Source organism: Sphingobium sp. B1D7B (assembly GCF_025961965.1).
GTDB lineage: Bacteria > Pseudomonadota > Alphaproteobacteria > Sphingomonadales > Sphingomonadaceae > Sphingobium.
On sequence record NZ_JAOQOR010000002.1, the window covers coordinates 62608 to 75685 of the forward strand.

At 63.3% G+C, this 13078-nt stretch carries 13 protein-coding genes; all 13 read right to left on the reverse strand.

The features are described 5' to 3' along the window. Window positions 1-4: 4 nt before the first annotated feature. Window positions 5-1438 carry a conjugal transfer protein TraH gene (locus tag M2336_RS17605; RefSeq protein WP_264593315.1) on the reverse strand — a complete coding sequence of 478 codons (1434 nt, stop codon included), beginning with the start codon at window positions 1436-1438 and terminating at the stop codon, window positions 5-7. Beyond that, window positions 1438-2241: a conjugal transfer protein TraF gene (locus tag M2336_RS17610; protein ID WP_413716186.1), complete on the reverse strand. Its 804-nt coding sequence runs from the start codon at window positions 2239-2241 to the stop codon at window positions 1438-1440. Before M2336_RS17610 ends, M2336_RS17605 begins: the two co-directional genes overlap by 1 nt. Next, window positions 2228-2566, reverse strand: a complete 339-nt coding sequence (locus M2336_RS17615) for a hypothetical protein (RefSeq protein WP_264593316.1) — start codon at window positions 2564-2566, stop codon at window positions 2228-2230. Before M2336_RS17615 ends, M2336_RS17610 begins: the two co-directional genes overlap by 14 nt. Window positions 2567-2655: 89 nt before the next feature. Continuing rightward, complete coding sequence (traN, locus tag M2336_RS17620; RefSeq protein ID WP_264593317.1) at window positions 2656-5277, reverse strand: conjugal transfer protein TraN; 2622 nt, start codon at window positions 5275-5277, stop codon at window positions 2656-2658. Beyond that, on the reverse strand, window positions 5274-6011 hold the full coding sequence (gene trbC, locus M2336_RS17625; protein WP_264593318.1) for a type-F conjugative transfer system pilin assembly protein TrbC: 738 nt from the start codon (window positions 6009-6011) through the stop codon (window positions 5274-5276). Before trbC ends, traN begins: the two co-directional genes overlap by 4 nt. Window positions 6012-6022: 11 nt before the next feature. Next, the gene (gene traU, locus M2336_RS17630; RefSeq protein WP_413716187.1) at window positions 6023-7051 is read right to left on the reverse strand and encodes a conjugal transfer pilus assembly protein TraU; all 1029 of its coding nucleotides are present in this window, start codon (window positions 7049-7051) and stop codon (window positions 6023-6025) included. After that, window positions 7051-7674: a type-F conjugative transfer system protein TraW gene (traW, locus tag M2336_RS17635; RefSeq protein WP_264593319.1), complete on the reverse strand. Its 624-nt coding sequence runs from the start codon at window positions 7672-7674 to the stop codon at window positions 7051-7053. Before traW ends, traU begins: the two co-directional genes overlap by 1 nt. Further along, window positions 7674-8204, reverse strand: coding sequence for a S26 family signal peptidase (locus tag M2336_RS17640; protein ID WP_264593320.1), 531 nt, complete (start codon window positions 8202-8204; stop codon window positions 7674-7676). The genes traW and M2336_RS17640 overlap by 1 nt, the downstream gene beginning before the upstream one ends. Further along, window positions 8185-8682: a type-F conjugative transfer system protein TrbI gene (locus tag M2336_RS17645; RefSeq protein ID WP_264593321.1), complete on the reverse strand. Its 498-nt coding sequence runs from the start codon at window positions 8680-8682 to the stop codon at window positions 8185-8187. Before M2336_RS17645 ends, M2336_RS17640 begins: the two co-directional genes overlap by 20 nt. Next, window positions 8679-9038 (reverse strand): hypothetical protein, encoded by a 360-nt coding sequence (locus M2336_RS17650; RefSeq protein ID WP_264593322.1) that lies wholly within the window; start codon window positions 9036-9038, stop codon window positions 8679-8681. Before M2336_RS17650 ends, M2336_RS17645 begins: the two co-directional genes overlap by 4 nt. Window positions 9039-9046: 8 nt before the next feature. Then, window positions 9047-11632 carry a type IV secretion system protein TraC gene (gene traC, locus M2336_RS17655; RefSeq protein WP_264593323.1) on the reverse strand — a complete coding sequence of 862 codons (2586 nt, stop codon included), beginning with the start codon at window positions 11630-11632 and terminating at the stop codon, window positions 9047-9049. Continuing rightward, window positions 11629-12243, reverse strand: a complete 615-nt coding sequence (locus M2336_RS17660) for a hypothetical protein (protein ID WP_264593324.1) — start codon at window positions 12241-12243, stop codon at window positions 11629-11631. Before M2336_RS17660 ends, traC begins: the two co-directional genes overlap by 4 nt. Further along, window positions 12240-13073, reverse strand: a complete 834-nt coding sequence (locus tag M2336_RS17665) for a DsbC family protein (protein ID WP_264593325.1) — start codon at window positions 13071-13073, stop codon at window positions 12240-12242. Before M2336_RS17665 ends, M2336_RS17660 begins: the two co-directional genes overlap by 4 nt. Window positions 13074-13078: the final 5 nt, after the last annotated feature.

Consider the following 13078-nt stretch of genomic DNA (forward strand, 5'->3'; position numbering starts at 1 on the left):
TGACTTAGCGCAGGCCCTGGGCCGAAAGCGCGCGGCTGAACGACAGCGATGCTGCCATCGAGGGCGCCATGCGATGCTGCAGCGTGGTCTCGATCGCCATGGTCCGTTCGATGATCGCCATGGTGCGCGAGACACGCGCTTCCATCTTGGCATCGCGACTGCCGACCCGCTGGCGCACGTCCTGCAGCTGCGCGAGGAACTGATTGGTCTTCTCGGCATCGCCGGCGTTGACCAGGCCGCCCCGCGCGCCCGAAACCTGCTCGAGCATTTGGCCCACGATCGCGTTCAGCATGTCGAGCGCCACGATCTCGGAGAGCGAGTCCATTTCGCTAGAGGACAGGCGGAATCCGGACGCGGCCTGGACGGCGATGATCTTGTAGATCGGCACGCTGGCGATCGAGAGCAATTGCCGTTCTTCTGTCGTCAGGGCCTGATCGAGGATCGCCTTGTCGCCCATCGAGAGGATGAGCTGGCGGACGTGCGGGATCAAAGCTGCATTTCCCAGCGGCGCCAGCGTGCGGGTGGTGGTCGTCAAACAGGACGACGTGTCCACGCATCCGAGCATCGTGACCGGCTTTTCGCCGTCGAGGAGGGCATCAAGGACCGGCCCGACCTGTCCGCCGATAAACTGGATGTTGGGCTGGTCGGTATCATTGGCGCGCTTGGGCACAATGATCGTTCCCACCATCGTCATGACCAGTTCACGCATTTCCTGGCTCTGTGAACTGAGCGGCGAGGCCTTGATCAGATCCCATGCATAGTTTTTCGGGCCGGCCATCTGCGCGGCGAGCGCAGGATCGGTATTGGCGTTGAGCGTGCTGGTCTGCTGGCCACCATTGCCGCAACCCTGACGCGAGCGTGCCCAGTCCGAGAAAATGCCCTTGGATGTGCCGATGGTCTGACAGACCCGATCCGTAACGAGCTGGTCGCGCGGTAACATGCTTCCCACCAGCGCAGCGCCGGCCTCGCAGGAACTGAGGTTCATGTCATTGGCCTGCTGCGCAATCTGCTGCATCTTGTCCATGACGCCGCCGATTTGCGGCGAGATCGCATCGATCGCGAGCTTGAACGCAAAGCCCAACGCGTTGTTGGCGACGGCCTTCATCATCGCCACCAGCTCGCTCGCATTGACGAAACTGAAGCTGCCGGTGAACATGTCGATGCCGCCGCAGCCGGCGCGCACTTGCGGGAGCTGCAGATTGGCGGGGTAGACGGTCTTTTGCGGGAAGCGGGTCCAGACCGAGCCGAGCGAATAATAGCCCGCCGACTGGCCCTGGAAGGCCGTTGGCCCGGTCACATTGGCCGAGCCGCCCATTTCCTGAAAAAAGCCGGTCATGTCCGAGCCGACGCCGGCGCGCGCCGGGGCGAGAGCCATGGCGGCCGACACGGCGATTGCGCACGTCGAGCGCGCGAAGCGAGCAATTGCGGATTTGCGCATCAGAAATCACTCCCGACCTTGGTGTGTGTCAGCGTGAAGATCCGTTCGGTAATCTCGTCGGCGGAGAGAATGCCGGTGCCGATGGGGATCGGGCGGCGGGCCTGCGTGTCGTAAAGCACCAGTGCCGGCGTCGCGCGTGAGGTCAGACCCATCTTTTGATGCTGCCCGACATCCACGACATAGTTCGGGAAAGAGCGGTTCGGCCCGCCGTCCATCGAGACGGCGACGACCTGGAAGCCGCTCTGATCAGCGAGGGCCTTGAGGATCGGGCCGAAGACTTCACAGGCGCCGCAATTCTGCGCGTAGAAATAGAAGATGCCATAGCGCCGCGAGAGGTTGCGCAGCGCTGCGTCCTGATCGGCCTTGCGGGCATCGAGCCAGGCCCGCTTGCCGAGCGTCGAGACGGGCCTCTGCAACGTGTAGTCCAGCTCCGGGTTCTGCCAGATCGAGCGCTGCCATTGATCGGAGAATGTCGAGGCGCGATCCAGCTGCTCACGCTGGAAGCGGACATAGGCTGTGATGTTCTCCTCGGTCGGTTCGAGGATCGCGCGGGCCTTCATCTCGTCGAGCTTTTCACGGATCATCGCGAGCCTCTGAGCCGCCGACATCGCCGGCGTCGCCGACTGCTCGGGCTCAGGCGCTTTAGGCCGCTCGCAGTAGAACCAGGTGCCGAGCTTGCGCTGACCGCAATAGAGATCATCCTGCGGCGTCGACGAGATCCCTTGCGCCGGTTCGGTCGTCTGAGCCTGAAGCGGCATGGCGCACGCCAGCGCCAGAATGCCCAGCCACTTACTCGTCTTCATCGCTTGCCTCCCTGTCCTGCAATATGTTGCCCCCGGTGAGGGTCCAGATGCCCGCCTTCATGATCGGCCGACGCATCTGTTCGACCACTTCGCGGCCGAGCGCGGTGGTGTGGTAGATCTGGCGCTGGCCGATCTGCTCGAGCCAGCCCAAGGCCATCAGGCGGTCCAGCCATCCGATCACCTCTTCGACCGAGATCGTGCGATCGAACCAGGTCAGAAGGGACGCCACGACTTCTTCGCCCTCGACGGGGCGATCCGCGCGGCAGCGAAGCAGGATGGCCAGCTCAGGTATGCTGATCTGTGCGAGACCCGAATGGGTCCGCAAAATTGCGTCATATTGTTCATGTGTCAGCGCGTCGCGCCCCGGCTTCTCTCTGGAAGTCCGGTTGCGCCCAGCGCCACTCCCCCCACTCATTAATGCGTGCCCCCTGACGTCTGGTCGTAGTAATCGCGGATCTTGTTCTGGATATCGCTCGCCTGCTTGGCCTGATCGGGGAGCTGCACGGCTTCGAGCATGTCCGCGTAGATTTCCGAGAAATCCATTTGCGAGAGATCGAGCTTTGCAAATTCATCCGGTGTGAAGCCACCGCACATCGGCGCCTTGGGGGTGCCCCAGTCCTTGCCGATCTGTGGCCGGCCCTGTTCCTGAATGATGCGGGTGAGCTTGGACTGATAGCAGCAATGGGCTTTGCGCTTGGTGGTGCACACGCCCAGGACGCTTTCGGTGCAGAAGCTGCCGACGCTATGGCAAAGACCCATGCGGTCCTTCACATCGAGGCTCTTTTCCTCATTGCTGCACGCAAACATGGTGAGGAAGGGCGTTGCAATTGCCGCAATGGCACCGGGACCGGTGCCGAGCGCCAGCTTGGCCGCAATGCCGGCGGCGCCGGTCAGCAGGCCAGAGGATTTGCCGGCACAGCAGTTGATCGCGCCGAAGATCGGCTTGTGGCAGCTCTCGGCCGTGCCGTCGAAGAGCTGCAACTTGTCGGGATCGAAATCCTCGCCAACCTGATCCATGGCACCCATGGCGACCAGGGCATCCTTGAACTCATCGCTGGCTTCGCGCTCGACGGTCTGGCAGCTGCCATTCATGCACCACATGTCGCCGCTGCATATGTAGCTCGTTTCAGTCTGCGCAGAATCCGGGACCGGGCAACGATAGACCCGCTCGCGAACCTTGCAGGTTTCACCTGGCGAAGGGTCGAGGCAATCGTCGCGTAACCACTGGCACTGGCTGTTCGAAGACAGGCTTTCGCAGTCGCTCTCACCCTCGGTGACGGTGATGCATTTACCCTCCGAGAGCGTGCCGCTACCGGCGCAGCCGGTGAAGCTTGTCGCCGGCTCTACCCGGTTGCGTTCGCAGATTTGCCCGTTGAGCGTGAAACCCGACGGGCACGCATAGTTGACGCCGCCGGCCTGAGAGGTCGTGCAGGTCTGACCGCCGCGCTTGTAGCCGGTCTGACAGGAATAGTTCGCCGTGGCGCTCGAGGAGGACGTGCATTGCGATCCGCTCAGAGCATATCCGGCAGAACAGCCATATTGCGGCGCCGCTGGCTGTGACGCTGTCCTGCTGCAGGTCGAGCTGGACAGGCTGTAGCCTGCGGGACATGTATATTTCGGCGTCCCGTCCTGACTGAGCGTCGTGGAACACGTGGTTCCGGACAGACTGTAGCCGATCGGGCAAGTCTGCGTCGCGGTTGCCGATGTGACATTGTTGATGATGCAGGTGGTTCCGGAAAGCGTGCCGCCTGAGGGACAGGACCAAGTTTCGCTGGCGCCCTGATTACGGGACGCATGGCACATCCTTGCATCGTCCTGCCAATAGCCGCCGGGGCAGGTGAAGATCTGGCGAGGTGCATAGAAGCAATAGGGGTGAGGCCCGGCGTAGGCGATTTTCTTTTCATACAGGAAGGCCATGTCAACGAAAGTCGCAGGGCATTTGCCGCCCACGTTGAAGCGGTTGACGCTACAAACCGTCCTTCCATTATCAATGGTAAGGGTGCTAATCCCCGCGCACTGATAGCCCGGGGTCCCCGGTTGAGAGATCGTCGCGGTGCAGGTTGTACCCGAAAGCGTGAACCCGTCCGGGCAACCATAGCTCACGCTGGCGCCATAGCTTCCAGTCTGGCTGCAGCTGTTGCCAGACAGATTCCAGCCTGCAGGGCAGCTATAGACGGGCGTGGACGACTGACTGATGGTGCGCAGGCACTTGTTGCCGCTGGCCACATAATCTGCCGGGCAAACATAGCCCGAAACCGTCGCGCTCTGCGTCTGACCCTGCGTGCAAGTCGTTCCGGACAGCGACCATCCCGAGGGACAGGTGTAGCCAGTGATGGTTGCCGGCACGGTTGACGTGCAGGTCGTCCCGGAGAGGGTGTAGCTCGTCGGACAGCTGTAAGTGACGGTGGCCGCTACCGAACGCGTGCATGTCGAGCCTGACAGGCTATATCCCGAAGGACAGCTGTAGACCGGCTGTGCTGGCTGCGTTTCGATCCTTTGGCAGGTGGAACCTTCGAGTTGCCATCCTTGCGGGCATTCCATCAGGGACACAGGGTCGGAGACCGCGACGCTCGATCCCGCATTGCAGCTCGCCTCATAGGTCGCCGGCGACCCTTGCTGCGTCACAGGCTCGCACTGACTCTGCGTATTGGCCGTGTCGATGCCAGCAATCGAGGCGGCATCATCGTTGATGTCCCGCCCCCGCGCCGCGATGCTTTCTATTTCAGACGGATCGATCTGGCCGCGTGTCGCGTCGGCGGCACGCACGAAATTATATGCTTCATTGGAACCTGCAGCGCCGCTCGCACTCATCAGCTTGTCGTCGCTCCCGCCCATGAGGCCGCTCAGATCGGACGGCGTACCCTGATAGCCGGGCATCGTATCGGTCGTGACCTCACGGCCCGGTATCTCGGCGGCCGATGGCGCGAGATCCTTTGCAAACTGCGATCCATCATTTTGCGCGGACTGCATCGAGCCGGTCTGCGCCTGCGCGCCGGCGATGAGGATCAGGGGGAGGAGAAGGGCAAAGCGCTTCACGAGCCGGACCTGTTCAGATTGGAAAGGGCCGTGCGCGCCACGCGCGCACCAGGACCGCCCCCTTCCGCCATGGTTTCCAGGGCGTAGGAGACAGTGACATTGCCGCTCAACTTGTCGAAGGGCGGAACCTCGGTTTTGCAGTCGAACCCGTCGCAGCTGTCAAAGTCCGACGTGACCACGACGAAGGCCGGCACGGCCTCGATCGCAAAGGCGCGGAACAGGCGTGGATCGATGCCGACATTCACATTGTCCGAGCGGCCTTCGAGAACCTTGACGATCCCTTGCTGAAAGGCCTTCATGCTATTGCCCGGAAAACCCCGGAACACGACCGAGCCCCCTGCCCTTGTCGTATCGCGGATGAGGGGCTTGAGGCTCTCCGCCGGCATAGACAGCGAAGCAAAAACGATGAACTGGGGCGCATCGCCGCGCTGGTCGGGATCGGCCGCGCTGGCCACGATCGCGTCGAAATCGATCGGCCCCTTGATACCGCCGCGCAGGGCTTCTGCATTCTGCCCGAGGTTGGCGTGCCCTGCCTCGACAACCGCAAGCGCCTCTTCCCGCACGCTTTGGCTACGTCGGATAACCTCATCGGCAAGGGCCTGAGCATCGGCCGCATGACCGCTGGCGCGCTGGGTAATGGCCTGAAGATCGAGGCCCTGCACGGTTTGAGCGACCGCATAGCCCGCGACAAGAAGAGCGGCGCTCGAAAGCGCCCAGATGATCGATTTGCGCATGAGAGAGTCCATCACAGCACGCAGCAATTGCGTTTGCGCCACACGAGATAGCCCATGTCTTCGCCGGAAACGGGAATGACCTGGCCAGAGCCTGGCTTGAGGTCCGACGATCCGATCGCCGGGCAGGCCCAGCGGCCTTTCACCATCGGCGAGGGGTTGACCGCCTGAAACCGGTACTGCTGCTTGCGCAGGATCGGCATGGGATATTTGCCGCACAGGCCCGAGCCGCCCATCGTTCCCCAGGCAATGCCTTGCCGGTGGATCTTGTAGGCAAAGCGGGAAAGGGCAAGGCGAGAGGCCTGCACATGGCCAATATGCGCCGAGACATTGCCGTTCATCGGGTACATCGCCCCCTGACAGCCAGCGCACCAGAACAGCGGATCGAGCGGGAGCTTCATCGTCGCTGCCGCGCAATCGGCCGCGCAGGCCGCCTGCGCGATCGGATTGGCGAACAGAGCGACTTCCGGATTGATGAGGGCAGTCAGCGTATCGTCCTGCCAAAGCGGATCGATCTCGGTCACATAGCCGATATCGAAGCTCGCCTGCTCCAGACAGGCGGCGTCGGTCAGCAGCTCCATCCAGTACATGAGCGGGTAGACATACCAGTGGACATGCCACTTCGAGCCCGTGTCATGGCCGTCACGTCCGCGCTTGGCTTTGCCATATCCGATGTCGAACCCCGGTGCGATCTTCTTGCCGCCCAGGTTCACGAAGCACCATGGCTTGGTGGAGACATCGGCCATGCGAACCGGCTCCCAAAAGCCCATCGCAAGACCAATGCGCGGGAGTGGCGATCCGCACGCGCAGATCGGCGAGTTCGGATTATCCGTGTCGGGGCGACCGGCGACCGAAGGAAAGACCTTCAACGTCCCCACCGAGAGCGGGAACAGGCACGACCAGCAAATGTCCGTGATCGGATTGGGAAAGCGGCCCGTGCATGAGCCCGGCGTCGAGGCGCGGGCTTCTGGAGCGCTGCCCAGGGCCAACAGAATTGCCGCGAGCATGGCAAGCCCAGCGCGGCGGAAAACCCCCTCCCCCATCACCGTGACAGATCCTTCACCGTGCCTTCGCGCACCTTCATGACCTTGCCGGCTTGCGTGACGATCGCGGGAACCGCGCGGATGCCGAAACGGTCGACCAGATAGCCGCCCTGGTCGAAGAAGAACTGGCGCTGATGGGCGGTCATGGCGTCGAGTGGCGCGCCCTTGACCATGATGATCTTGGCATTCTCAGCGGTGTATGAGGCCAGCGCCCAGCGCAGCTGCTCGCGATTGTCGCCGTCGATGAAGACCAGCGCCTGACGCACCTGAATGAAATTCAGCGGATTTGCGCGCTGCCCGGCACGGACGATGACGTTGCCGGCAGTGTCCTTGATGTCCTTTTCGATGACGATCGCGGGATCGTAGGTCCAGCTGCGCAAGCTCTGAGCCTTGGTAATGCCGACGACCGGATCGGGACGCCGCACCTTGCGCTCGGTTCGCTCCGCCATCTCCCGGTTCATCCGCTCAAGCGACCCGTCAGCTTCGAGGCGCTTGAGGCGGGACTGAATCGACATCAACAGGTCCGGCTCTGTCACGACGAACAGCGCGCCGTGCTGGCCGTAGTCCTTTGCCGCCACAGGCGCAGCGAGGACGAGCGTTGCGCACACGATCAGGGCGCGCATCACAAGACGCTCGCAATACCGGTGCCGACGATCTGGCCACCGCAGACGAAGCCGATGGCTGCGTAGCGGCTATCGAACCCGTCGGGATGCGCAGAGCCGGCATAGTAGCAGCCCTCGGGGATGACGCCGGTCGGCCCCGGGGCGAGCGCTTCGCCGCGCTTTGAAACGGGCTTCATGGTGCCGACATGGCGGGTGCCAACATAAACTTGTCGGCCGACATGGCGGACCTCTTCGCCTGGCATACCCAGCACTTGCTTGCCGAAAATGAGCTGCGCCGTCCCGAAATGCTCTGCAACCAGCCCATTGAGCGGCGGCACGAAAAAGATCGTGTTGTCCTTCTGCGGCTGCCCGGCGCGCTCCAGAACAAACGCCCAATTAGGCAGGCTCTCCGTGCGATTGACGAGAAATCGGTAGCGCGTCGCCATGGCGTTGGCCTGTGCCCAGGCCGCCGACAGGCCCAGGACAACCAGGCCCATCTTCCAGAACGGCCACGGGCGCCGAGGCGCGATCTCAGCGCGCGGTGCCGGCATTGCCCTGCTCCGGAGTGATCGCCGTGTGCGGCACCTGAGAGATGGCCGGGAGAACGGGCGATGGACGTCGCTGCGCGGGCGACGCTGCCATAATGGCTTCTCCCACCTTCGCGCGGATCTGCGGCGTAATGTCCGGCACGGATTCCGAAATCACCGCCTCGCTCACAAGAATGGATTCGCCCGCCTGCGCCCGTGCCTTGAGGATGCCCTGCAAGGTCGCCATAAAGTGCGCGGTTTCGCGCTCGACCTGCTCAGGGCTGTTGCCGGAGCGCGCCTGCGCCACCACGAAATCGTTGATCATCGCCGAAAGGCTGACCGAAACGGTCCGGCGCGCCTTGAGCTGGTCGACCTCTTGCGTCAGCCAGACCCCCCAGACGAGTGCACCCACCACGACAACGCCGCCGAACAGTTGGGGCCAGGAAAAGCCTGCAAAGCCGCGCGGCTTCGTCGGCGCGGAGACGGGAAGTTCAGTGTTCATGAGTTTGCGTCTCCGCTAGGCGCGAGACGGGTCTGCAAGCTGGCTTTGCGGCTCACGCAAATGATGAGGAACAGCGCCGACCACAGCGCCGCGAGAAGAAGATCGAACTGCGCGCGCGCCAGCTCGTTAGCAGCGCTGTAGTGCGCGCCAAGGTTGGTCACTTCATGCCAGAAGCCGAGCGGGCTCCCGTCGCTCATGGACCAAAGGACAAGGACCATAGAACCACAGGCCGCCAGTGCATTGAGCGCGGCCCAGGGTGCCAGGGCGACCAGCACCGCCCATGCGCGCGCGATCTGGACCCAAAGACGTTTGGCAAGCCCGCGCGGCGCCCTCCCCCCATGGAGGGACAAACGCATCTGTCCGTTCATTCTGCTGCCTCCTGCTTATAGGCGAAGGAATTGGCCTGGGCGCGCCACTTCCCCGGGTCATCGGGAAAGGCGACCTGTTCGATCGCCTCACCAAGCGAATGGCCGCCAGCGACCAGCGCCTCGATCCGGGCAAAGACCTGCGGACTGGAGGAGAAGATGGTGCTGGAATAGGGATCGAGGACCAGACGCCCGACGCCGAGCGAGTCCGGTCCCTTGATCATTACTTCGGAATAATCGCCACCGCTGCGCTTGAGCGAGCGCATCAGCGCCTCGGTGCCACCGCGCATATCGAAACGCTGCAGGTTCGAGAAATCGGCAATCGTCTCAGGCTTCTGCTGGAGGACCGCGAACCAGTCGCTGTTCTCGAGCGCGGCCTTGGAGCCGGCAGCAGCGTAATAGTCGTTGAGGGACTGCGTGGCGGTGATGAGCGCCGACCCGTATTTGCGGCACGTGCGCGCATAGGTCTCGACAAATTCTGCCATGGCGCCGCCCTTGAGCAACTGCCACGCCTCATCGATCAGCAGCGCCTTGCGGGTCGAGCGATCGGCGCGCATCGCCTTGGTCGAGAGGAACATGATCGCCGTTAGCACGACGTTGCGCAGCTCCTCGCGCGCCGCCAGATCGGACAGCTCGAAGACCGTCAGATTGGCATCGATGCGCACCGTTGCCCTCCCCTTGAAGAACGCGCCATAGGTGCCCGCGCTTGAGAAGGGGCGCATAGAGATCGCCAGTTCCTTGGCGCGGGGATGGCCATCCTCTTCCAGCGCCGCAATGACGCCATCGATCGAACCATCGCTGCCGTGGCGATCCCATTCGAGGTTGACGGCGCCGTCGATCAGACCGCGTTCGGTATCGTCGAGGCGATCCATGTGCCGCGCCATCTGGGCAATGATCGCCTTGAGCATCCCCATGGCATCGAGCCGATAATCCTCATCATCGCCGGCGAGCTGGCGATCGATCATCGAGAAGGGATTGAGGCAGAAGCCCGAGCTCATCGTAAACTCGATAAAGTCGCCGCCCTGCAGCTTGGCCGAATGCTCGAAGGAGCGCCCGTCATCGATGACGATCAGCTTGGACCCCGCCCCGACCATCGCCGCGGTCAGCTCCTGCAGGAAAACCGACTTGCCCGACCCGGACTTGCCGATCACCGCGACATTGTGGTTGCCAGCGTTGTTTTCGAAGGGCGACCAGAAGAAGGGCTGTCCGCGCCTTCCGATGAGCAGCATGTGCGGCACCGGGCCGCCATTAAACTCCCCCTGCATCGGCGCGATGTGTGCGGCCGTCGAGGTCAGCATCGTGCGCATTCGCCTGAGGCGTTCGTAATCCCTGGCGAGGCCATTGCCGAACGCCATCGGCATGATGCTCATCAGGCTCGGGATCTGCATGTAGCGCTCGTCGAGCAGATCCCATCCGGCGCCCTTGAACACGGCCTTGACGGCGCGCTCGTTGGTATCGCCCTTCCCCAGCGGCGAAATGCTCGTGACGCCGAAAAAGACACGAACCAGCTTCTGGCCGGCGCGCATCTGATCCTGGACATATTCCCACTCGCGGCTCTGATCGCGCAGCGTTGGCATGAACCGAACCGATCGCGTCTCGGTCAGGCTCGTCGTCCGCATGAACTTGTAGCTGGCCTTGCCGGCCTGCTTTTGCTCGTCGGGATATTCGATGCACAGCACAGTCGCGACCGGACAAGGCATCCGCAACTTGTCGGAGAAGAGATCGCCGATCAGGTTGACGCTATCCCAGGGCGCCCAATGCTTGGGCAGATTACGCACCGCAAAGCTGCGCACGTCGAAGCTGTCAGGATGGATTTCGCCGATGGCAGGCGTATCGGCCCGTGATTGGCCACTCGCGCGGAACCGCTCGGTTCGAAGGATCAGGCGCTCGGGTTCGACCCGAATTTCCATATCGCGGCGCACGGCCTGGTCGGCGATGGAATCGAACGGGTTGTATTCGGTCGGATCTTCTCCAGAGGCCGTGGTCGGCGAGGTCAGATCATCGATCAACGCCAGCAAATGCGCCGGCTCGACCGCGCGCACATGCAGCTCGATCGACTTAAGCATTGCGCTCATGGCATCGCGCAGCGAGACCAGCTCGTCATTGGCGACCGACGAGCCTTCCGGCACGGCCAGCGAGATGAAAACCTTGTGGGTGCGCAGATGGAACGGCGCGTCGGCCGACAGGCTTTCCCATACGCCGGCATGGAGATGATCGCAGCGGTGGCGCGCGATCTGCTCGTAGACGCCGCTGCTGGCGTAGCGAGGCGCGTACCAGCGATCGAGCGCGTCAGCGACGCGCGGACTGGCCCAGTGCATGATCTGGATGCAGGCGCCCTGAGGAATGCCTTCGGACAGGAACTGGCCGATAATCTCGCCGGTGCGTTCGTCCGCGCCGATCAGCGGCGACACCTCAAGCACGAACCCCCGCGAGCCGCTGTTGAAATAGAGACCGCTCGCAGGATCGTAGCTGCGATATGGGAGCCAATGCGCAAGCATCGGCACATCAGGCGCGCGCACGGGGCGATCTGCCTTGACCGGGCCACCCAGTACATTGCCAAGGAGGGATTCGAGGAAGCCGGTCATTGCAAGGCGCTCTGATCGATGCTCAGCGCTGGCGCGCGGATCAAGCCTGCAGCGGGCGCTGCCTTGGGTTCGTTTGCAGGCGTTGCGGCCTTGTCATCGCTCGATTGCGGACCCGCCAGCGCCGAGCGAACCTGGGCTTCGATTTGCTCGCGACGTGTCGTGCGCGGCGCTGTCACCTCGGAGGGGCCGACAGCGGAGATCGATGGCGCCCGCACGGCGAGATCCATGAGGCCGGTGGGACGCTGCGTCGGCCCGCCCGTTGCCTGAGCCCCCGCCAAGGACGGCCGTTCCAGTGGCTCAGCGTGAACCACTGTGGCTTCGCGCCAGCGACCGAACCGGTCCATGCGTGTTGGCAGGACGATCTTCATGGCGGCAGACGAGTGCTGCCCATCGGTAATCACGCTGGGCGCTGGCTTGCCTTCTCCGGCAGCAATGAGGGCAAGAGCCTGATCGTCGATCGCGCTGGTTGGGGCGCACATGCCGCTCGGGGCATTGCAGGTGAAGCTCCCCTTCACATTGTTTCGTAGCAGCGAGCAGCCCGACAACGCCGTCAGAGCCACGATGCTGGTCAAAACGATGCTCGCTGCCCGCGAGACACGCGCCGCGTTCACGACGCGCCTCCGGCAATCCACCGCTCCAGAACGTCACGCGGGCGATACCCTTCCAGCATGGTGCCGTCGGCGCGAACGATGACGGGCGTTCCGGACAGACGATGCTCCCGGGCAAAGGCTTCATTGGCATCGAGGCCCGAGGTATCGCAGCGCCCTTCCGGCAGCGCCTCGCCCGCATAGGCTGCGCGAACGGCGCTGGCCTTGTCCTTGGCGCAATAGACCCGATTGGCCAGATCGCGACTGCCAAGGATCGAGATCGGCCGCTCGATCACGCGGACGTTCATCTGCTCCAGCGTGGCGGCGAGCTGGCGGCAATAGCCGCAACGGAAGTCCGTAAAGATCGTCACGGTCGGCCCATTGGCCCTGCCCCAGACGATCGCGCCCGATGTGCTAAGCTTTGATACATCGAGCTTCGCAGGGCGAGGCGCTGGCGCTGCTGACGCTGCCGCTGCTGGCACAGGCGATGCCGCCGCCCCGGCAAAGTCCTCGCTCTGCTGCTCGCTGCGCGCGGCGCCGCCCAGCAGCGTCTCGGGATTGATTTCGAGAAGGCGCGGGGCGGTCAGATCCTGCCGCGCTTCCATGTCATAGACACGGCCGACAACGAGATAGCGCGCGCTGCTGTCGGTATAGAACAAGGTCTTCCCGGCCACCACTTCGCACAGGCCCGAGAGCTTGCTGCAATCGACCGAGGAGATTTGGGTGTTGGGCAGGCGGGCCTTCAGACGCGCTGCCACGGCCTCATTGCTGCTACCTGCGGCGAGGACGGCGCCGCCGCCCAGAATACCACCGACGAGGCCGCCGACGATCAAGGATTTTTGCCAGATTTTCAAGCTTA

Coding starts and splice junctions, on each gene's coding strand:
- M2336_RS17605 (WP_264593315.1), bottom strand. CDS start 1,438: ATGCGCAAATCCGCAATTGCTCGCTTCGCGCGCTCGACGTGCGCAATC.
- M2336_RS17610 (WP_413716186.1), bottom strand. CDS start 2,241: ATGAAGACGAGTAAGTGGCTGGGCATTCTGGCGCTGGCGTGCGCCATG.
- trbC (WP_264593318.1), bottom strand. CDS start 6,011: ATGCGCAAATCGATCATCTGGGCGCTTTCGAGCGCCGCTCTTCTTGTC.
- traU (WP_413716187.1), bottom strand. CDS start 7,051: ATGGGGGAGGGGGTTTTCCGCCGCGCTGGGCTTGCCATGCTCGCGGCA.
- traW (WP_264593319.1), bottom strand. CDS start 7,674: ATGCGCGCCCTGATCGTGTGCGCAACGCTCGTCCTCGCTGCGCCTGTG.
- M2336_RS17640 (WP_264593320.1), bottom strand. CDS start 8,204: ATGCCGGCACCGCGCGCTGAGATCGCGCCTCGGCGCCCGTGGCCGTTC.
- M2336_RS17645 (WP_264593321.1), bottom strand. CDS start 8,682: ATGAACACTGAACTTCCCGTCTCCGCGCCGACGAAGCCGCGCGGCTTT.
- M2336_RS17650 (WP_264593322.1), bottom strand. CDS start 9,038: ATGCGTTTGTCCCTCCATGGGGGGAGGGCGCCGCGCGGGCTTGCCAAA.
- traC (WP_264593323.1), bottom strand. CDS start 11,632: ATGACCGGCTTCCTCGAATCCCTCCTTGGCAATGTACTGGGTGGCCCG.